Source organism: Lysinibacillus agricola (assembly GCF_016638705.1).
Classification (GTDB): domain Bacteria; phylum Bacillota; class Bacilli; order Bacillales_A; family Planococcaceae; genus Lysinibacillus; species Lysinibacillus agricola.
In genome coordinates this window covers 1,393,401-1,414,621 of the sequence record NZ_CP067341.1, presented here as the reverse complement: position 1 = coordinate 1,414,621, position 21,221 = coordinate 1,393,401, and the positions used below count along the sequence as shown (strand labels likewise).

Genomic DNA, 21,221 nt, shown 5'->3' with positions numbered 1-21,221 from the left:
ATTTCATTGACACAATAGTTTTCAACAATAGGAAAAGCCCGAATGAAATCATTCATTCGAGCTTTTCCTTCTATTATTTTTATGAGCAGCTACCTGGTTTTGTATTTTCTACTTGTGAGCCAGTTTCTCCACGTAGCAAATCGCCACCCGTTGAACGAACAATCTCATTTGTAACATTGTTAGCAATTGTATTCGAAACTAATTGCAACAAATCATTTACATCCCCTTGAGATTCTTTAAATTGTTGTACCACTGGGATTGTATTGATTTCTTCTTCGATTTTAGCGATTTTATCTTCAATCAATTTCAGCGCTTTTTCTTTTCCTAAGTGCTGGAAGTTAACAGCTTGCTTTTGTAAGCTCTTTAGACTTGCAATACGCTCACGTACTTGTTGGTTTTCATTAATTTGTGCTTCTGCCTTTTTGAAAAATTCAACTTCTGGCGTATTGGCAATCATATGCGCAATTTCGTGTGACTTCTTGATTAAATCATCTTTTGTATACAATACTTGTGTCATTTACGCTTCCACCTTTTCATTTTTTACTACTTCTACGAATTCGCCACTTAGTGAATACGAAGAAGCCTCAACTATTTTCACATTCACTAATTGACCAGTTAGATCTGCTGGCGCCTTAAAGTTTACAAGACGATTTTTACGCGTATAGCCAGCTAACACATCTTCGCGTTTTTTACTTGTACCTTCGACTAATACTTCTACTATTTCACCTTTCAATCCCTCTAATGCTTTGCGAGAGTATTCTCCTACAACCTCATTTAATCGGTGAAGACGTTCTTTTTTCACTTCTTCAGGTACATTATCCACCATTTTGGCAGCAGGTGTACCTTCACGAGGAGAATAAATATAAGTAAAGGCCATTTCAAAGCCTACTTCACGGTACAAGGATAAGGTCTCCTCAAATTGTTCTTCTGTTTCGTTAGGATAACCTACGATAATATCTGTCGTTAGTGTTACTTCTGGAATAGCCGCTTTAATTTTCGCTACTAATCCAAGGAAATGCTCGCGTGTATATTTACGCGCCATAATTTTTAGCACATCATTTGAACCAGATTGTACTGGTAAATGAATATGTTCAACTAAGTTACCACGTTGTGCAAGAACTTCGATTAAATGATCATCGAAGTCACGTGGATGACTCGTTGTAAAACGAATGCGCGGAATATCAATTTTTCGTAATTCATCCATTAAATCACCAAGTCGATATTCAATATCCTCAAAATCCTTACCGTAAGCGTTGACATTTTGCCCCAGCAGCATAATTTCTTTATAGCCCGCAGCCGCTAGTTCACGAACTTCAGCAATAATTTCCTCTGGACGGCGACTACGCTCCTTACCACGCGTATAAGGTACAATACAATACGTACAGAATTTATCACAGCCGTACATAATATTTACCCAAGCTTTGATGGAGCCAAGACGTTTTTTCGGCAGATTCTCAAGAACATCGCCTTCTTTAGACCAAACCTCAATGACCATTTCCTTAGACATATATGCTTCTTTTAAAATGTTCGGTAAACGGTGAATATTATGTGTACCAAACACCATATCGACATGTGGATAACTTCTTAAAATTTTATTTACAACGGATTCTTCCTGTGACATACAGCCACAAACTCCGATCAGCATTTCTGGATTTTTACGTTTATATTTCAGCAGGAAGCCAAGTTCTCCAAATACTTTGTTTTCTGCATTTTCACGGATAGCACACGTATTCAGTAGCACGACGTCAGCTTCATCAATAACATCTGTAGGTGTATAACCAAGCTGCATAAAAATCCCAGCCATTACTTCTGTATCATGCTCATTCATTTGGCAGCCGTAGGTACGAATATAAAATGTACGTCCTGTGCCCATACCTGCAAACTCTTCTGCAATGTTAAAGTCCTTATGGTACTTAACTTCCTCTTTCCCACGTTTTTTAGCATCTTTTAATGAAGGTGCCGTAAAGACCGTTTCAAAATATTTACTATAATCCTTTTCAGGCTTGTCTTCTTTTTTTGGTTGATTGACTTGTTGATTAGCTAAGCGTTGTTCTTCATTCATCGCAATCAGGTAACTCCTTTCAAACGAATTCCATACATTTGAATTCCCATTTTACTATTATACTGAATAATTGCTATAACCTACAAGGTTTGCGTACTAAATGTCGTGGTTTAGACTTAATTACTCTTAGCTAGATGAATTTATTCGTCAGGTTGAGGGGCGTGTCTGTTAGTTTCGGGGGACTTTCCGTCGTTATGACAGTTCTTTCCGGCGCTTTGAATTCTTTCCGTCACTTTGACGTTTCTTTCCGTCGCTTTGCCTGTTCTTTCCGTCACTTCGACAGTTCTTTCCGTCGCTTTGAATTCTTTCCGTCACTTTGACGTTTCTTTCCGTCGCTTTGCCTGTTCTTTCCATCACTTCGACGATTCTTTCCGTCGCTTTGAATTCTTTCCGTCACTTTGACGTTTCTTTCCGTCGCTTTGCCTGTTCTTTCCATCACTTCGACAGTTCTATCCGGCGCTTCGAATTCTTTCCGTCACTTCGACCGTTCTTTCCGTCGCTTTGCCAGGGCTATCCACTTTGATGGTTCTATCCACGACTTTGACGATTCTATCCATCGCTTTAAATTCTATCCACGACTTTGACGATTCTATCCGTTACTTTGGCGGTTCCATCGGTCGCTTCGTCGTAGATTCCCTCCGCCACTTCGCCGAGCCTATTCATCGCCCTCTTCCAGATAAAAAAATCACCGAAGATATCCATCAACGGCGACATTTATTATAATTCTATATATTGTTTTTTGCGTTGATCAAACCCAACAATTGATTGAAGGCCATAGCTTTTTAGTAAATCTGTATTGGCAAAGGTGTGTTTGCCTAAATCGTCTGGGAAATGCGCATCTGAGGAAACTGTAAAGGCTACACTATGATCAATTAATATTTGTAAGAAACGAGGTCCGGGGCACATTTCCTTTACTGGATAGCGATAGTATAAGCCAGCATTTATTTCAGTGGCAGTTTGTGTTGCCACAAGTGCTTTTGCAATTCTTTCATACCAAGAGTCAAGAAAAGCCGTATTCTTCACTTGATAGTCAAATACTTTAAAGTTGTCCAAATGTGCCACAAAATCAAACATATTGGAGAGGATCATTTTTTCAACTGTAGCAAAAAATCGTGCATAGTTTTGTTGTAAAGTAGCATTGTCCATGTCCTCAAATATGTACTGTGTTTGAGGGTTATCAAAGCCCCAGCCATCCACAAAATGGACGGATCCGATGACATAATCCCATGGATATCCTTCTAATAATGAAGTTAATTCTTCCTCACCACCGACAAAATAATCGGCCTCGATACCAAGCTTTAAGGAAATACCATGACGACTCCACTTTTCCTTTGCTCGATTAATGGCTGACACAAAATCATCGATGCTTTCCGTCATCACACGATCAAGCCAGTAACGCTGCACTTTACCTACTTCATTGTCATCCAACTGCATATAACGCTCAAAATATGCTCGCGTCTCCTTAAAACGATATAGATGGTCGACAATGCCAACCTCGCGCAAACCAAGCTGTTTAGCCTGTTGTAGATATAAGTCTAACCATTCTTCACTATAACAGCCACTTTGTAACCGCTTTGACAACTGCTGCATTTGCAACTCCACAAATGCTTTAGAACCTTTTGCTGTCACTTCATCTTCATTAAAAAATCTAATTGCCTGAGAAGTACGCTCTAGCCAACGAAATGAATATGGGCCCTCCTCTAAATGTACATGATAATCAATCATCCGCTTTTCCCTCCATTACATACCGTCCACTTTTCCTCATATGCTTGCCACTCCGATGGACAAGCTATATCACAAAGAATTTCTGAGCACTCCTCTATGTGACAAATTTGATAAAAGGACTTCCCATTTATTTTAGATGCATCCGCTAGTAAAAAGTTCATTTTACTATGGTCAAGCATTTTTTTAGAAATTAACGATTCATCCAAATCGTAATCGTAAACGATACATTCGCTAATACCGCCGCATGATATAAATGCTTTATCAAAATTCATATTATTTAACACTTCTAATGTCATAGCTCCTGCTACTGAAGATTGCTTTGGATTTGTTGTTCCTCCAAGTAAAATGACCTTCCCCGTCATTCTCCGCTCTTCAATAGCCAAATTAAATTGTACAGCTGCAGCGATGGAATTGGTTACGACAGTTATATCATCAACTGCCAGTAAAAAATCTGCAATGTGTACGGTCGTTGTACCTGTATCAACGGCAATTGTATCCCCATCACATATACGTCTTGCTGCTAAACGAGCTATATTGCGTTTCGCGTCTTTTTGCATTTGAAGCTTACGCAAAAACACGGGTTCATTTCTAACGTGCGTATACTTTACAGCACCTCCGTGTACTCTCGTTAATAAATGCTGTTGTTCTAGCTCATCAAAATCTCTACGAATCGTTTCTGGTGCCACTTGTAACTCTTCCGCAATATGGGCAACAACAATTTTCCCATCAACCTCTAACTGATTTAAAATAAATTCGAAACGTTCAATTTTTGAATAGGTCATGATAATGCAATCACATCTTCTTTCGCTACATAACACTTATATTTCTTACCCAGCTCAAACGAATGCCCTCGTTGGTGTAGCTGCTCCATCGTAAAGAGACCTTCTCCCTCTAACGTTGTTCGAATAACATTACCGCTCATTAGTGACTGCTTCGCCTCTCCAGTAATACAAACATCCCCCTGTCTCTGATCGAGATGAATAGCTTCTGGTCGAATCGCGAACTTTGAGTATTCTTTTGGCAATGTCTCGCCAATCATTTTCTCTAGAGCTCGGCGCGTAAAGACATTGTAATGACCGATAAAATTAGCAATGAATTCATTTTCAGGACTTGTATAAATCGCAGTAGGTGTTCCACTTTGTGCAATCATCCCATTATTCATGACAAATATTCTGTCAGAAACGGCCATCGCTTCCTCTTGGTCATGTGTTACTAAAATCATCGTTATACCTAGCTTTTTTTGGATGGCTCGTAAGTCTGCTTGTAGTTTCTTACGAATTTGGGCATCTAGCGCACTAAGCGGCTCATCTAACAGCAACACCTTTGGCCGTACAATTAAAGCACGAGCAAGGGCAACACGCTGCTGCTGGCCACCAGACAATTCTTTCGGATATGCGTTTACTTTTTCAGATAAATGGACAAGCGCAAGCATTTCTTGAACACGTTGGTCAACTTCAGCAGGATTTACTTTTTGCATGCGTAAACCAAAGGCTACATTTTCTTTCACCGTCATATTTGGGAATAGTGCATATGATTGAAACACCATGCCAACTTGACGATCCTTAGGTTGAACACCCATCATATCCTTACCTTCAATGATAATTTTTCCTGCAGATGCATCTGTTAAGCCTGCTACAATACGTAAAATGGTACTCTTACCACAGCCACTCGGACCTAGAAGAGTTATAAATTCACCTTTTTCAATCTTCATATCTATATTTGATAAAACCGTCGTTAATCCATATTTTTTATGAAGTCCTTCAATCACAATATAACTCATAGATTTGTAGCACCTTTCGATTGTTTCGTTAATCTTGCAATAACGAACGTTAATAAGCCCATAAGAACGATGTAAATGAAGACAACTGCACTGGCAATATGTCCACTTGTACTAAGCTTTTTCATTAAATAAATTTGCACCGTTTCAAAGCGAGAACCGACTACAAGATTAATCAGTACAAACTCTCCAAAAAGCACGGAAAACGATAATAACGCACCTGCAAATAAGCCTGGATAAACAGTAGGTAACAATATTTTTGTAAATGCCTGCAATTTAGATGCTCCAAGTAATTGTGCTGCATCTAATAACTGTCGTGCATCTACATTCCGCAAACTATTGCGTGTCCCTTGGTAAATGTATGGTAGGATACCGACGACATAGGCCCCTAAAACGACTAAAATCATCGGCACACCAAATTTGCTATAAACACGAATGAGCCCGACTGCTAAAATAATTCCTGGAAATGAATACACCATAACAACTGCCATCTGAATCCATTTTTCATATTTTGGAAAATACAACACGATTACGAAAATGGCCGGTACGATAACGAGCAATGCGATCATTACAGCCCCACTCGACAATAAAACAGAACGTCCAAAAGCCTGAATAAATTCTGCATCCTGAAATAATGTAGCAAGCCATTTAAATGTTAATCCTTCTGGCAAAATGGTCTTATTCCAATTCGATGCAAAGGCATAAAGCATTGTTGCAATAACTGGCAACACTAAATACACCACTAACAGGAGGAAAAATAAATCAGCAAAGCCTCTTTTTTTCACTATAACTTCCTCCTTGTTTTTGAAATGCTCCATTCGCTTAACAGCATGGCCGTCACCATCGTTACTGCTAGTATTACAGCAATAGCACTTGCCAACTCTGGCTGGGCAAAAATATCTCCCTTAATAAGAGAGCCAATACGAATGGCCACTAGATTGTAATTACTGCTCGTTAACGCATAGGCTGAGGCATACGCTCCCATTGCATTGGCAAACAATACGCTAAATGTTCCAACTATCCCAGGAAGCATAATAGGGATCCCAATCTTCATCCAAAACTGCCATGTAGAAGCTCCGAGCAGGGCCGCTGCCTCTTTCCATTGTTGCTGAATTCCATCATAAATTGGGTATAAAAGCATTAAGGCTAACGGCAGCTGAAAATAAATATAAATCAGTAACAAGCCACCCCAGCTATAAAGAGAAAATGATGATAAAGCGCTGATACCCCATTTATCGAATAACAATGTAAAGAGCCCACTATTGCCAAGTAATACGATAAAGGCAAAAGCTAACGGAATACCTGAGAAATTTGACGTTAAGTTTGTCAGTATTAAAATTTTCTCGCGCACTGGCTGAGAAAATCTCATAATCGCATATACTGAGAATAAGGTAACGATTAAGGCAATGACTGCTGAAATAACAGACAGTGTAATACTATTTTTAAAGCCTTGTAAAATGTAATCATTCGTTAGTACAGATTGATATTGTGCAAGTGTAAATCCATCACTATTTTGAAAGCTTGTGATTAGCATATACAGTAACGGTACTAAGAAAAATAACAGGACAAGTACTAGAAAAGGAGAAAGCCAGGCAACTGTTTGCCGCTTCGAAATCAAAACAATCACTTCTTTCTATAGTTAATAGAGCCATTTAGATTAATCATTTTTATTAATTAGAAGGCTCATCACCATAATGTGGGGTTGATTTCCGTTCCGGCTCGCGTTGCTCGCTCCAGGGTCTCATCTGTGACGCTAATCCCCAAGGAGTCGCCCTGCCTCCACTCCAATCAACTAATACATTGCTTATATTTTAAAAATGTCATCCCAACTTTTAGTGATGAGCCAATTAGAGAACCTGTTTAATACAGGCTACTTAATTTCCCTGCTGGAAGCTTCCCTAACACGCCGGATTAATAATAATAATTAAACCTTGTTTAATGAATGCATTCCCTCTAATAACAGCGGAACCATTTCATCAGAGGGTTCGATATTCAATAAATGACAGCACAGCGGAGCAATTTGTAGCTGTGATACAATCTCATCCTTAATGCCTACTTTAACTTGATTCGAAATAACAAACATTGGTACATGACGATCCTCAGCTGTCGTGCCTCCATGATTACCATCACTCGTCATCCCATGATCAGCCGTCACGATAACTTCATAGCCCTGTGCAAGACATTTTGGAATAAATAAAGATAATAATGCATCAACTGCTAAAACACGATTTCGATATTGTGCTGAGTCTGCTGTAAATTTATGACCATCATCATCTACATTCATCGGATGAATATACAAGAAATCTGGTTGCTTTTGATCCATTAGCCATGCAGCTTCAGCAAATAAATGACTGTCTGGGTAGTGATCCTCAAAGTAGAATAGGCCATTCTCAATCGGCAATTGAGTATCTAATTGTAGCCTGTCCTCCATATGCACAAATGGTGCACGATTGTATAGCTCACTGACCCAATAATAGGCAGCTGCCGCTGTGGACAGACCGTTTTCCTTCGCTAAATGAAATAGACTATTTTGCGTGGATAAACGTACTGTCATATTGCTCGTTACCCCATGTACAATGGGTGGTGTCCCCGTTAAAATCGTTTCATATAAAGGTCTTGATAATGCCGGGACCTCCGAACAAACTTTGTAGCGTGCTGCAATCTTGCGTTCAACTAAATGGTGCATAAATCCCATATGGGTACAGGCTGTATCAAAACGAAGAGCATCTACGACAATTAACACAACTTTATTATTTTGCATGAATTAATACCTGCTCCTGATATAGTTGTGGAATTTGTTTTGTAGTTTCTTCCCATTTCTTTTGGTCTTTTACTGGCTGTGCATTTTTGTACATTTCTGCAGGTAATAATAGCTCCTCAACCTCTTGAGACAATTGAACCTTGTCGCGAATTGGGCGAGCATAACCCTTCGCTAAATTTTCTTGACCTGCATCAGATAAAATGTATTCACGAGCAAGCATTGCTGCATGAGGATTTTTGGCGTATTTATTAATGATCGTTGCATAGCCTGATGTTACAGAACCTTCTGATGGAATGACCACATCAAAACGTTTCTCATCAATTTGATGACGATAGCCAAGCGCATTAAAATCCCATAAGATGGCAACGTCAATTTCTCCTTTTTCTAAATTCGCAACAGATGGATCACCTTGTAAACGGCCTTGCTTTGCTAAGTCTGCGAAAAAGTCAATCCCTGGTTGAATATTCGATTCATCGCCGCCAAATGCCATAGCAGCTGCTAAAATAGCAAACTGTGCTTGGTTCGCTGTTAAAGCATCACCAATGCTGACAGTGTAATCTCCATTTTTAAGGTCCTCCCAAGAAGTTGGAGCGTTTTTGACGTTGTTTTTATCGGTTAAAAATGAAATGGTTCCCGTGTAACCGACGATCCAATGTCCTTCTTCATCCTTTGCCCAGTCAGGAATCTCATCCCAATAAGATGTTTTGTACGGTAATGTTAAATCCTTGTCCTTGGCAATCGGACCAAAGGCAATTCCTACGTCACCAATATCCGCAGTTGCGTCATCCTTTTCTGCTTCAAACTTTGCTAACTCCTCAGCACTCGACATATCTGAATCCTTATGCTTAAGGCTATATTCAGTACCAAGCTCATCCCAAGTCTCCACCCAGTTAGCCCACGTATCTGGCATACCGACAGAATTTACAGTTCCTTCTTCTTTTGCTTTTTTCGTAATCTCTTCAAGCGTCAAATCACTCTTTACCTCATTGGAACTAGATGAATTGTCAGAACAAGCTGCTAACATTGAAATTGCTAATGCACCGATTAGACCTTTCTTCCACAACTTTTGAATTGTCATGAGTTGGAACCTCCATTTGTTTATGTTTGTTTTCATTTGCCTTACAACAGTTATGTTAGAAAACAAACATTAAGCAAGTATGGAGGACGTTAAAATATTCAGTAAAAATTATGAAGGAATTATGAAAATCTATGAACAATTATTGATTTAAGGGGGAATTGTAAAGATGATTATTTGTTTGAGTGGGGATAAGAGGGAATCTAGTTTGTATGCGCACGTTTATGTATCTTCCCAAGACGTGCACACACTCTAGATTAATCTGATAAACCAAGAAAATCTGCATATGTATGCGGCTCGTTTTCCTTTAAAATTGTTAAAAATGTAAATGCAAGCTGTACAACTGACCACCATCTCATATTGTAGGACATCTCAAAACGAGCAGGCTCTAATGTAAAAACATCTTGAAAAATATCAAGTGGCTCAATTTGTTCATCTTTTAATATCGAGAGAAAACCTAAAAACAACGTATGGTCTTTGACCTCAATTATTTTTCCATCAACAAGTGCATCAATATTTTCTGGTTGATGAAAATTACATTGCGTCGCAACGTACCTCTCTAAATCCTGAGCCCGCTGTCTTTCTTCGCGTTCTTTTTTCTTTGCAATAAAATCAATGACGTTATCCACGTGCATCGCCTCTTCTTTTTTTCTTTTATTGTAGCATTTTTTACAATACTATTGCCCGAACACGCTCCCCATTTTTTCCCTTTCTACCAAAACAAAAAAAGAATGATATTAGCAAATTTGCCAAAATCATTCTTTTCTCAAGATATTTTATCCAGGTGTGTTAGCCAACCATTTTTATTAGTTAAAGGCTCGTCATCATAGCGTGGGGTTGATTTCCGTTCTGGCTGTGCGCTTCTTTGATTGGGATTGTAATGGTCACTTTTCCTCCACTAGTTGTTAAATCATTGCCAATTAGCAGTGTGCCACTATGACTCTGAACAATTGATTGAGCAATATAAAGTCCCATGCCATGGTGATTTCCTGCATTCCTACTTGGATCTCCGCGATAAAATTGTTTGGTAGCCTCATTTAAATCTCTCGGAGAGAATCCACAGCCGCTATCAGTAACGATAAATTGGATAAAATCAGCAGCGCCTTGCACAGTGAATGTCGCCTTACCATTTTCAGGTGTATGCTCCACAGCATTGGCAATAACATTTAAAATCGCTCGATAGAACTGTTCTTCATCGATAAACATAAATGCAGGAATCATTTCCTTCTTTACATCCACTTGTAGCCTTTTTTCCAACGAAAGAGCTCTCATTTGATTCTCTACTTCTGTCATAAATGCATCCGCTTTAACATTTGTTTTTTCACGAACGATATTTTTCTCCATTTTCGATAAATCAATTAGCTCTTTCGTGAATTTTTCTATTTCGATTGTATTTTTCAAAATATAGTTATTATATTCTTTTTGAATGTCATCTTGAACAGTATCCTGTAAAAGCTCTGCATTCCCTCGAATAATTGTAAGAGGTGTTTTCAGATCATGGGCAAGAGCAGAAATTTGTTCTCTACGGGTCTGTTCTGATTCCCATTGTTGTTTTAAGGAGCTATTTAAAGCCTCTCTCATATGCTCAAGAGAAATGGATATTTCATCTATTTCACGAATTCCTGAAGGGCTTATCGTAAAATCTAAATTTTGATTTTGTATTTTTTCAATCGCTTCCTGCAAACCAAACATTTTTTTCTTAAGCTTTCTTCCAAAATGGATCGCAAGGACAGTTACTAGCGTTATTATTCCTATAATAAATAATAGAACATCTAACAGTTGTGGATTTGGTAAATATTCCCTCATATTAGCCGAACGATACTGTGGCAATATATAATACCGTAATATACAAATCTCATTTTCTCGCTCTATAAACGAGTAAAATTGGGAGATACCTTGAGTTTGCTCTTTTTTCATTGCATTCCAAGCTTTATAGGCTTCCTTCTCTGAAAGATTTCCTGCAAGAAGTTTACCTTCTTTAGAAAAGACTGCGTAATCAACAAGGTCTGGGATCATATCAGCTGTAACCGTACTACTAGACGCAATACGATCTCTTGATAATGAAATTTGAGTTTCTGCATAATTTGCTGGTAATACGATGTTGGTAGAAAAGGCAAACATCGTTAAACCGATCAGCAACACTACTAACAGAATGGTGCCTAAACTTAGGAAAAGGAGATATCGAAGAAAAAAAGTATGAAGGCGTGTTCCTTTATTGGGCTTCATTGTCTCCATTTGTATCCAATCCCCCAAACAGTGTCAATGACGTCAATCTCAAAGGCATGTAGCTTTGAACGAATATTTTTAATATGCTCAGTAATAGCTGTACTGTCACTCTTCCCATCAAATCCAAAAATAGTTTCATAAATCTTTTCTTTAGAAAATACCTGTCCTCGATTTCGAGCTAGAAATTCGCATATTTCATATTCGCTTTTTGTCAGCATTACCTTCACTTCATTTACAAACAGCTCTTTACCTGATAGATTGAAGTGAACATTATCTACAAAAAGAATGCTACGTCTTTCTCTTTTTTCGCGTCTCAAATGCGCATTCACTCTTGCACGTAGCCCCCCAATTCCAAACGGCTTGATAATATAATCATCAGCACCAAGACCTAGACCATACATTAGATCCTCCTCCAATGATTTAGCCGTTAAAAAAAGGATTGGACAATCAACAGCATGACGTATTTGGCCACATAGAGTAAATCCATCAATTTCGGGCATCATCACATCCAGTAAAATTAAATCGAAGGCACCAAGATCCATTTTACTTACTTCTGTTGCATCAGAGACTGCCGTTACTAAATGTTCATCTTTTAGTAATGCATTTTTTATTAATACTAAAATGTCTCTTTCATCATCTACTACTAATATTTTTGCCATATTTCTACCCTCATCATTTCTTCATACCCTAATTATCAGACTTTCTTCCTTCCCATTTCCAAAACCATAAACAAGATAATACTAACGCTAGCAATGTTCCGCAAACGGAAGCAATAATACCTTCCTGTAGTCCTATTTCCACCGTTGATAGGTCAAGCCCTGACGCCTTCATTGTCCATAACGAAACAAACTGACCGCCCCAACCATAAGGTATAAATGACCAAATACCTTCACCTAATCCAGTGAGTAGTAAGGCTACTAATAGTGATCCCACAATACCTAATCCTATGGAGGCGCCTTTACCAAAATGAAGACTAACAAAAAAATGTAAAATATATAAAAATGCAAAGCTTACAAATAGAATGCATCCAGCTATTACATAAAATTGAAAACTAAAAGTATCCTCATGTAAAAGTTCAATAAAACCAAAACTAAAAATACCGATGGACAGTAATATTGCTCCAAAACTAAATAACAATAACAGTAGCAACTTGCTTAAAAAGGCCAATATTTTTGTTTTAGAAGCTGTTAGCATCTCCTGAAAATGGCATGCAGTAGCTTCTTGCTCCGACATCATTGAACAAACTACTCCAATTATAATCGGAAATCCACACGCGAGAGCCTGAAAATAGGTTGATACTTTCCCATTGAAATCCCATGGCGAATATGTGTAGTATGCTAAAAACAGACCAGAAATAATAATAGGTACAAAGAGATGAATTAGTAAAAATGGCGTTCTTTTTGTTTTAAGAAACTCTGCTCTCAGTAATCTTAACATTACCATATACTATTTCGCCTCTCTTTTCTGAAACCAACGTGCAGTAAAGTAGCTAATTAACGCAAACCAAGCTAAAGCAATCAGTAAGCCCGGAACTATAACCGACATACTCAATAATGGACTTCCTTCAGGCACTAGCAGACCATTTGGTAATATCCCTAGTGTTGGACAAATTAATCTTGCTGTAATGGCATAAGGTACGCTATACCAAAACTCTCCATCAGCAAATGCAACCACGCCAAAAATATTGCCAACTAAATTAATTAAAATAGCCATATAAGTGCCTAATTTTGTCGCAAGAAATAGACAAAATGGAATTTGCCATAATAGCGTTAAGAAAATTAACGAACTACCTGTAAGACTACTTGTTAAAGAATAGCTAGTGCCAAAAAGTATTCCACTAGCAGTTATACTTACAAAGAAAATAAGCGTAGTTACTAACAACCAGGCACTACATGCTAGTATTTTGCCAAACCAAATCTTCTTCAGATCAATCGGCATTGCGAGAATACTATGATATTTCAATTTAGCATCTTTTTCCACAGCTAATGCACAACATATCGTCAGAGCACCTGGTAGGAGCATTGTATACCAAAAGTTATAAGCACCACTTTGAAAAAACTTTCCTCCCATTAATACTGCAGTTAGTAATATCGCAACAATAGGCGCTAGCCAAACTAATTTAATAATAAAAGTCTTTTTCCATTTTAATCTTTCAGCTTTCATAATTGAAATCATGTTACATGCCTACCTTTCTATTAGCAGACACTACTTGCATAAATAATGATTCTAATTCCTGACCTTGTGGGGCAACTCCCTGATAGCCTAATTTTCCTCCTGCAATGATGCCAATTTCATCAACGACCTGCTCTACCTCTGACAGGATATGGCTAGATAAAATGACTGTAATGCCTTGCTCTGGAAAAGATCGGATCAGCTTTCGAAGTTCTTGAATGCCGATTGGATCGAGACCATTTGTCGGCTCATCAAGAATTAAAAGCTTTGGATAGTTTAATAGCGCAATAGCAATTCCTAGACGCTGTTTCATCCCTAAGGAAAATTGTCCTGCTCGTTTTTTTCCTGTATTGGTCAAGTCTACGATTCTTAATACTTCATCAATACGTGACTGTGGCAATCCGAGGGCAATCGTTCGAACCTTGAGATTTTCTCTTGCCGTTAAATTTTCATAAAGCGGTGGTGTTTCAATTAATACACCAAGGTCATTTAAATCATTACGATTCCATTCACGTCCATTAAAAAGTATCTTTCCTGCATTCGGACGCAGCATCCCTGTTATCAATTTTAACGCTGTTGATTTCCCAGCACCGTTAGGACCGAGTAAACCGTAAACAGTATTGCGAGGTATCGTCAACGACAAGTCCTCTACAATTTTTTGCCCCTTAAAGCTTTTACTAAGATTTTCAGTTTGTAAAATAATATCTTCCATCTATAATCATCTTCCTTTCGATGATTATAGTGTAGAAAATGATTATAAGGATTTTATAAGGATTTCGAGAATTTTTTGAAGAACAACCCTATAAAAATCAAATTGGTTGGCAAAACGAGGGGGTTGATTTCCATTCCGACTGAGCGCTTTCCTGGGGGCGTCCGATGAGCCGCTTCGCTGCGCTGCAGGGTCTCATCTGTGACGCTGATCCCCGAGGAGTCGCTCAGTCTCCACTCCAATCAACCACTTCACAGAGCATATATCTACTCATTTATAAGGATAAAACAAAACTTTATCAATGTTTCAAATGTGCGAAAGCGTAGTGCTAACGTAGCGACAAAATAATAATTTTTTAATATCTTAATTTCATTGACATAACAGTCTTTCAAAAACACGAAAAGCATTTGGAGGAATCCCAAATGCTTTTTTAATGTTATATAAAATTGAATTTACATAAATTCTTTCACTAAATCATTAAAATCATTTTCACTCATTTTAATATCAATATCCGTTAATGGTAGCTCTGAATAGCCTGGTACTTTTTCTTGATATGAAGTTGTTTCAGTATCTTGATAAATAATACCTGTTACTAAACCTTCATGCTCCATCACTGTACGCATTGCCATACTACGGTCAGAATTATCATAGCCTTCGATATCAGCAAGCTTCGTTAAGTTTTCTTTAAACCAATCGTACGTGTTCACTTTGTTATAAGTAACACAAGGTGAGAATACGTTGATGAATGAGAAGCCTTTATGATTAATGCCCGCTTCAATTATAGCGGTTAACTCTTTAATATCTGTTGAGAAACCTTGTGCTACAAATGTAGCTCCGCTTGTTAAAGCGACTTCTAATGGTTTTAATGATGGTTCAATCGCACCACCTGGCGTAGATTTTGTAATAAATCCTGCAGCAGAGCGTGGAGATGTTTGCCCTTTTGTTAAACCATAAATTTGGTTATCCATAACAACGTACGTGATGTCAATATTTCGACGGATAGAATGAATTGTATGACCCATACCAATCGCAAAGCCATCCCCGTCACCGCCAGAAGCAATAACGTTTAAATCACGGTTAGCCATTTTTAAGCCTTGTGCAATCGGTAATGCACGACCATGAATACCGTGGAAACCGTATGAATTAATGTAACCTGAAATACGACCTGAACAGCCAATCCCTGAGATAACAGCTAGTTCGTTTGGTTCAATACCAACGTTAGCCGCGGCGCGCTGAATCGCTGCTTGTACAGAGAAGTCACCACAGCCTGGGCACCAGTTTGGTTTCACTGTATTACGAAAATCCTTAAATGTTGCCATTAGCGAGTCAACTCCTTCACACGATTTTCTAATTCACCTGGCAAGAATGGTGTACCATTATATTTTGTAATAGTCTCGATTTTATCGTGACCACCAATATTCATCTTCATAATATTTGCTAATTGACCTGTGTAGTTATTTTCTACAACGATTACTTTTTTCGCTTTTGCTACAAGTGGTGCCACCTCAGCAGATGGGAATGGGTGAATTAAACGCATGTGTGCATGGTTCACCTTCATACCTTGAGCATTTAATCGCTCTTGTACTTCTTCAATAGCTCCACGAGTTGAGTTAAAGCCCACCAATAAAATATCTGCTTCTTCGTGTGGCGCATTTGAGTACACTGGAGTATCAAATTTCAATGCAGCTAGCTTACGGAAACGTTTATCCATTTGTACTTGACGGTTACCAGTTGCTTCAGATGGTTTACCTGTTTCATCGTGTTCAACCCCTGTTACATGGTGAATACCGTTTAACGTACCAGGTAATACACGCGGTGAAATGCCGTCTTCTGTATTTTCATAGCGTTTGAAGTATGCTTTATCAGTCACTTCTTCAATGTCGTCAGTGACAATTTTACCGCGACGAATTTCAATTTTATTGTAATCAAATGGTTCAACAGATTGTTTACCTAGAGATAATTGCAAGTCAGTCATTAAAATAACTGGTAATTGTAGTTCCTCTGCAATATTAAACGCTTGGATTGTGTCAAAGAATGCTTCCTCCATTGTAGAAGGTGCAATCACAACTTTCGGAATTTCACCATGCGTACCATATAACATTGCCATTAGATCTGATTGCTCTTGCTTTGTCGGTAAACCTGTTGATGGACCACCACGTTGAGTATCAATAACAACTAGTGGCTGCTCCGTCATACCTGAAAGACCTAGTGCTTCCATCATTAATGAAAGACCAGGACCAGCAGAAGCTGTAAAGGAACGAACACCACCAAAGTTTGCCCCAATTGCCATTGTCGCTGCAGCAATTTCGTCTTCTGTTTGAATAACCGTACCACCGAATTTCGGTAATTTTTTAATTAGGTATTCCATAATCTCAGAAGCTGGTGTAATTGGGTAGGCTGCCATAAAGCGTGTCCCAGCTGCAAGTGCTCCAAGTGCAACTGCATCGTTCCCGATCATGAACATACGACGTTTACCATCTGCTGGTGCTAAAGCCCATTCACCTACACGATTGCCTAAAAGCTCATTCATTAATTCATGACCGCGTGCGATGGCCTCCATATTTTTCTGAACAACTTCTTCGCCTTTTTTGCCAAAAATATCATCTACAACATTTTGGAACACTGCGTCCTCTAAATTCAGCAATGAAGCTGTTGCTCCGATTGCCACCATATTTTTCATCAACGAAGTGCCAAGCTCTGCCGCTACCTCTGTAAAAGGTACCGCAAATAATGGCGCTTTTGAATCTTCTGGCTTCACTGGATCAAATTTTGAATCAGCTAAAATAACGCCTGTTTCTGTTAGCTCTTTATAATTGACGTCGATTGTTTCCTGGTCGAACGCTACTAAAATATCTAAATCATCCGCAATTGAACGCACTTCTGTTGGACGAACTGTAATTTTATTATTCGTATGGCCACCTTTAATTCGAGAAGAGAAATGACGATAACCGTATAGGAAGTAACCTAAACGATTCATTGCCATTGAGAAAATTTCCCCTGTACTTTCAATCCCTTCACCCTGTTGCCCACCGACTTTCCATGAAAGCTGATGTAACATGTCAACAACTCCTTAAATCCAATGTGTACTATTTATTTTTCCTTCATAAGTTTAACACGAAGAAACGGTCTGCACTATTGTTATTCCACGTTTTAAACGAAAATCAGACCTTTGACTGAAAATCCTGTTCAAAAAGTTGTAATTTTCAAATCAGCTAAATAATCAATTATGCCTCGGCATAATTGCGTCCGGAATCGGCTACTACTATACAAAACGAAAAAATGCCTTGCAGCTTATTATGTGCAAGGCATTTTACTTCATAACTTTTTTATCGAGTACGCTTTTCTACAAGAAGCTTTAAGGCTGTACGTTCCTCACCAGCAATTAAAATATCGGCAAACGCCGGTGCGCAAATTAAATCTGTGCCACTTGGCGCTACAAATCCGCGTGCAATGGCCACTGCTTTCACGGCTTGGTTAAGTGCACCTGCCCCAACTGCTTGCATTTCTGCTTGCCCTTTTTCTCTGATTACCGCGACTAATGCACCTGCAACTGAATTTGGATTAGAGCGTGATGATACTTTTAATGAATCCACAATTATTCCTCCCCGTTTCGCGAATAGTGTTTACGCTCAACAACTCATGTCCCCCTTTTTGGACCTCAAGTTATTGTCCGTAGGTCATTTTATGCTCGGCAAGAAGAAAATAGACTATTTTCATTTCTTATATATTGAAACAATCGAAAAAGACTGAAAATTCCCGTTAGAAAATTACTTTGTCAATGAAATAAAGGTGCCATTTTAAATAACTTGGGCTCCTTTGCAGAACGAGGGGATGATTTCCGTTCCAGGCTACTCGCTTTGTTGCTGACGCTTCGCTTTCGCACGGAAAACATTCGTTCCGTGCAGGGTCTCGCCTGTCTCGCTATCCCACGGGAGTCGAGTAGCCTTCCACTGCAATCAACAATAGTGTAGAACTTTTATAAAATTTAAGAATTCAAAAGTGAACCTTGATGGTTACTCTATTCAGAATAGAAACTTATAACAGTTAAGGTAATTGTATATATGTCTTTGCTGCCGCTTCGCTTTCGCACAAATAACGACATCTTGTTGAAGCTTGATTTTATCCCTATAAATTAGATTAACATGCCAGAAAATACATGCTAAGTGAAGAGGTTGATTGTAGCGGAGACTGGGCGACTCCTTGGGGATTAGCGTCACAGATGAGACCCTGGAGCGAGCAACGCGAGTGAAGCGGCTCATCGGACGCCCCCAGGAAAGCGCCCAGTCGGAGCGGAAATCAACCCCTCGTTTTGCCGAAGAGTCATATTTTATTTAATACGATAGTTTATTTTTATTGACACAACAATTTTTTAAACAAAAAAACTATTGTGCATTTATTAATACACAATAGTTTCTCTTCTTATGCTTGGAACGGATAATCTTCGTTTATATAAACTCGCTCACAATGTAGAGCTTTTCCTGTTTTATCATCAATCTCTACAAAGAAACCACTTAACACATCACGTCCCTTTTTAGGTACTTCAAAACGAGATGGCATATTTGTTTGGAATTTATAAATGACACTTTCCTTCGTCATCCCTAAAATTTCATCGTATGGACCTGTCATACCAACGTCCGTAATATAGGCTGTTCCATTTGGATAAATACGTGCATCAGCTGTTTGCACATGTGTATGTGTACCAACGACTGCCGAGGCCTTTCCATCTAAATGCCATCCAAGGGCAATCTTTTCACTTGTCGCTTCCGCATGAAAATCCACGAATACAAGTGGTGACGTTTTATGTGCTTCTTCGATCAATTTCTCTGCCATCGCAAATGGGTCCTCATGAGGAGGTAAAAACACTCGACCATGCAAATTAATAACAGATAATGTAACGCCTTTTTTTGAAATTTGCATCATGCCTTTACCTGGTGCCTCACTTGAAAAATTTGCAGGGCGTATTAAATAATCTGCATCATCTATAAAATCAAAAATATCTTTATTATCCCAAGTGTGGTTACCCATCGTAATAACATCTACACCCATTTGCAATAGGTCATTATAAATATTACGCGTAATCCCACGTCCCGCTGCTGCGTTTTCTCCATTTGCAATAACAACGTCTGGATTGTACTTTCTCTTTAAGCGGGGTAAATATTTTTCCACCGCATCTCGACCAATTGAACCTACAATATCTCCTATAAATAAAACTTTCATTTTCCAAAACCACTCTTTCATTAATTAGCACCCTTTAGTTTAGCACTTTTCCACGGTGAACTGCAAAATATAATCCAAATTCCCAATTGAAAACTGCTATTAATGATTTGTGCAAAGGATGCTCTTACTACTTTTAAACAACAGTTTCCGATGAAATTCTATAATCGATACAATGTTTTAGCTGTTTCTTGTACCACCACTTACCCTTCCTACTATATAAGCACCAAATCTCCACTTGTTCAATAGATACGTAAGAAGAATAGAACAAGTAACACTTACAATAAATGACATCATAATGGCAAAAAAAATGTTCACGTTTTCCGTATGGTTCTTTAAAATATCACTCACTAGTAGATTGAAAAATGGGTGTAATAAGTAAATACCAAAGGAATAACGACTAATCAATAGAACAAATTGAGGCATTTTACGCATTTTACTCGCAATAAAAAACAGGCAACATGCAATACTTAGTGTATAGAAGATAACATCCACTCTCTTTGAATACATTTCACTTATTAAGCCAGAAAAATGGAAAGCGAGTAAAATGATCAGCGTCATAAAAAAGGAAATGAATAATTGTCTTCGGAAGCGCTGCAATAAGGCTAGGAACGTCTCATAGTTTTTGCCGCAATAATAAGCAACTACAAAATAAGCGATCCATGCAGGAAACGGCATTTTATTTAAAAATCCCCATTCCAGTTTCACATGAGGAATAAAATAAAGATACTTCTCTGGATTTAAAAAATTAAAAAAAGCTAAATATCCAAAATTAATGAAAAACGCGGTTATTATTACTTTACTAGCTGAAAATTTCGATGCAATATTTTTCACAAACCATGGGTGTAAAAAATAGAACTGAAAGATAATGACGATAAAGTAACCATGAAAGTCACCTTCAAAAATATTTAAAATGATTTTCTTTTCAAATTCAGTATTATTATGAAAAGCTGCGTCAAGAATACCTATTATTAGAAAAGGGATAAAAATATAGTGAAAACGTTTTTTATAAAACCCCTTTGGCATTTGCTCCGGGTAGGAATAAGCGATAACAAACTCTGATATAAAAATAAAGATGGGTGTTCCAAACATTAATGCTAGTTGAACAGCTGTCAGTCCAATGAAAAGTTGACTTCCTTCAATTTCATACATGTCCAATGCTAACGTGATTGCATGCATGAACACAATCCCCAGACAAGCTACAAATCTTAATAAATATATTTCTTTTACAACTGGCTTCAATTTTCCCACCCACCATTTCTAAGCAATCAATGTGTCTTTATATAAAGTGCTTCTATTCTCTACTTAAAAACGATGGGAAATTTGGCTCTTCACCAAAATATGTACTTGACTGCACATTCCACAGCAGGAGTGACCTGAGCCTTCTCGTCGCTCATCTTTCGCTCCTGTGGGGTCTCAACTGCCTTCGCATCTAAATGCCAGCCGAGTGCAATTTTCTCACTTGTGGCCATTATCGTGGAAATAAACGAACTAACGGTG

At 38.3% G+C, this 21,221-nt stretch carries 20 protein-coding genes; all 20 read right to left on the bottom strand.

Features of this window, described 5'->3' with window-relative positions; all coding sequences use genetic code 11:
- Positions 1-79: 79 nt before the first annotated feature.
- Positions 80-517: a YlbF/YmcA family competence regulator gene (locus FJQ98_RS06645; protein WP_053594300.1), complete on the bottom strand. Its 438-nt coding sequence runs from the start codon at positions 515-517 to the stop codon at positions 80-82.
- Complete coding sequence (miaB, locus tag FJQ98_RS06640; protein WP_053594299.1) at positions 518-2,062, bottom strand: tRNA (N6-isopentenyl adenosine(37)-C2)-methylthiotransferase MiaB; 1,545 nt, start codon at positions 2,060-2,062, stop codon at positions 518-520. It abuts the gene before it with no gap.
- A 717-nt stretch (positions 2,063-2,779) separates the two neighbouring features.
- Entirely contained in the window at positions 2,780-3,787 is a 1,008-nt protein-coding gene (locus FJQ98_RS06635) for a histidinol phosphate phosphatase domain-containing protein (protein ID WP_053594298.1), read from the bottom strand.
- Positions 3,784-4,569: a DeoR/GlpR family DNA-binding transcription regulator gene (locus tag FJQ98_RS06630; RefSeq protein ID WP_053594297.1), complete on the bottom strand. Its 786-nt coding sequence runs from the start codon at positions 4,567-4,569 to the stop codon at positions 3,784-3,786. Before FJQ98_RS06630 ends, FJQ98_RS06635 begins: the two co-directional genes overlap by 4 nt.
- On the bottom strand, positions 4,566-5,567 hold the full coding sequence (locus tag FJQ98_RS06625; protein WP_053594296.1) for an ABC transporter ATP-binding protein: 1,002 nt from the start codon (positions 5,565-5,567) through the stop codon (positions 4,566-4,568). The genes FJQ98_RS06630 and FJQ98_RS06625 overlap by 4 nt, the downstream gene beginning before the upstream one ends.
- Positions 5,564-6,349, bottom strand: a complete 786-nt coding sequence (locus FJQ98_RS06620; protein ID WP_053594295.1) for an ABC transporter permease — start codon at positions 6,347-6,349, stop codon at positions 5,564-5,566. The genes FJQ98_RS06625 and FJQ98_RS06620 overlap by 4 nt, the downstream gene beginning before the upstream one ends.
- Positions 6,349-7,191 (bottom strand): ABC transporter permease, encoded by an 843-nt coding sequence (locus FJQ98_RS06615; protein ID WP_198926866.1) that lies wholly within the window; start codon positions 7,189-7,191, stop codon positions 6,349-6,351. Before FJQ98_RS06615 ends, FJQ98_RS06620 begins: the two co-directional genes overlap by 1 nt.
- A 297-nt stretch (positions 7,192-7,488) precedes the next feature.
- On the bottom strand, positions 7,489-8,325 hold the full coding sequence (locus FJQ98_RS06610) for an alkaline phosphatase family protein (RefSeq protein ID WP_053594294.1): 837 nt from the start codon (positions 8,323-8,325) through the stop codon (positions 7,489-7,491).
- On the bottom strand, positions 8,315-9,403 hold the full coding sequence (locus FJQ98_RS06605) for an ABC transporter substrate-binding protein (protein ID WP_053594293.1): 1,089 nt from the start codon (positions 9,401-9,403) through the stop codon (positions 8,315-8,317). The genes FJQ98_RS06610 and FJQ98_RS06605 overlap by 11 nt, the downstream gene beginning before the upstream one ends.
- A gap of 254 nt (positions 9,404-9,657) precedes the next feature.
- Positions 9,658-10,035: an ELKS/Rab6-interacting/CAST family protein gene (locus FJQ98_RS06600; protein WP_241774539.1), complete on the bottom strand. Its 378-nt coding sequence runs from the start codon at positions 10,033-10,035 to the stop codon at positions 9,658-9,660.
- A 175-nt stretch (positions 10,036-10,210) separates the two neighbouring features.
- A complete protein-coding gene (locus tag FJQ98_RS06595; RefSeq protein ID WP_053594291.1) occupies positions 10,211-11,635 on the bottom strand; it encodes a sensor histidine kinase in 1,425 nt (474 codons plus the stop codon).
- Positions 11,623-12,285: a response regulator transcription factor gene (locus FJQ98_RS06590; protein ID WP_053594290.1), complete on the bottom strand. Its 663-nt coding sequence runs from the start codon at positions 12,283-12,285 to the stop codon at positions 11,623-11,625. Before FJQ98_RS06590 ends, FJQ98_RS06595 begins: the two co-directional genes overlap by 13 nt.
- A 28-nt stretch (positions 12,286-12,313) precedes the next feature.
- Positions 12,314-13,069: a lantibiotic immunity ABC transporter MutG family permease subunit gene (locus FJQ98_RS06585; protein WP_053594289.1), complete on the bottom strand. Its 756-nt coding sequence runs from the start codon at positions 13,067-13,069 to the stop codon at positions 12,314-12,316.
- 3 nt (positions 13,070-13,072) lie between these two features.
- Positions 13,073-13,801, bottom strand: a complete 729-nt coding sequence (locus FJQ98_RS06580; protein WP_053594288.1) for a lantibiotic immunity ABC transporter MutE/EpiE family permease subunit — start codon at positions 13,799-13,801, stop codon at positions 13,073-13,075.
- 1 nt (position 13,802) lies between these two features.
- A complete protein-coding gene (locus tag FJQ98_RS06575; protein ID WP_053594287.1) occupies positions 13,803-14,510 on the bottom strand; it encodes a lantibiotic protection ABC transporter ATP-binding protein in 708 nt (235 codons plus the stop codon).
- Between the two features lie 449 nt (positions 14,511-14,959).
- Positions 14,960-15,826 carry a 2-oxoacid:ferredoxin oxidoreductase subunit beta gene (locus FJQ98_RS06570; protein ID WP_053594286.1) on the bottom strand — a complete coding sequence of 289 codons (867 nt, stop codon included), beginning with the start codon at positions 15,824-15,826 and terminating at the stop codon, positions 14,960-14,962.
- The gene (locus tag FJQ98_RS06565) at positions 15,826-17,565 is read right to left on the bottom strand and encodes a 2-oxoacid:acceptor oxidoreductase subunit alpha (protein ID WP_053594285.1); all 1,740 of its coding nucleotides are present in this window, start codon (positions 17,563-17,565) and stop codon (positions 15,826-15,828) included. Before FJQ98_RS06565 ends, FJQ98_RS06570 begins: the two co-directional genes overlap by 1 nt.
- 268 nt (positions 17,566-17,833) lie before the next feature.
- Complete coding sequence (locus tag FJQ98_RS06560) at positions 17,834-18,100, bottom strand: stage V sporulation protein S (RefSeq protein WP_053594284.1); 267 nt, start codon at positions 18,098-18,100, stop codon at positions 17,834-17,836.
- An 826-nt stretch (positions 18,101-18,926) separates the two neighbouring features.
- Positions 18,927-19,724: a TIGR00282 family metallophosphoesterase gene (locus FJQ98_RS06555; protein ID WP_053594561.1), complete on the bottom strand. Its 798-nt coding sequence runs from the start codon at positions 19,722-19,724 to the stop codon at positions 18,927-18,929.
- Positions 19,725-19,901: 177 nt separating this feature from the next.
- The gene (locus FJQ98_RS06550; RefSeq protein WP_053594283.1) at positions 19,902-20,963 is read right to left on the bottom strand and encodes an acyltransferase family protein; all 1,062 of its coding nucleotides are present in this window, start codon (positions 20,961-20,963) and stop codon (positions 19,902-19,904) included.
- Between the last annotated feature and the right edge of the window lie 258 nt (positions 20,964-21,221).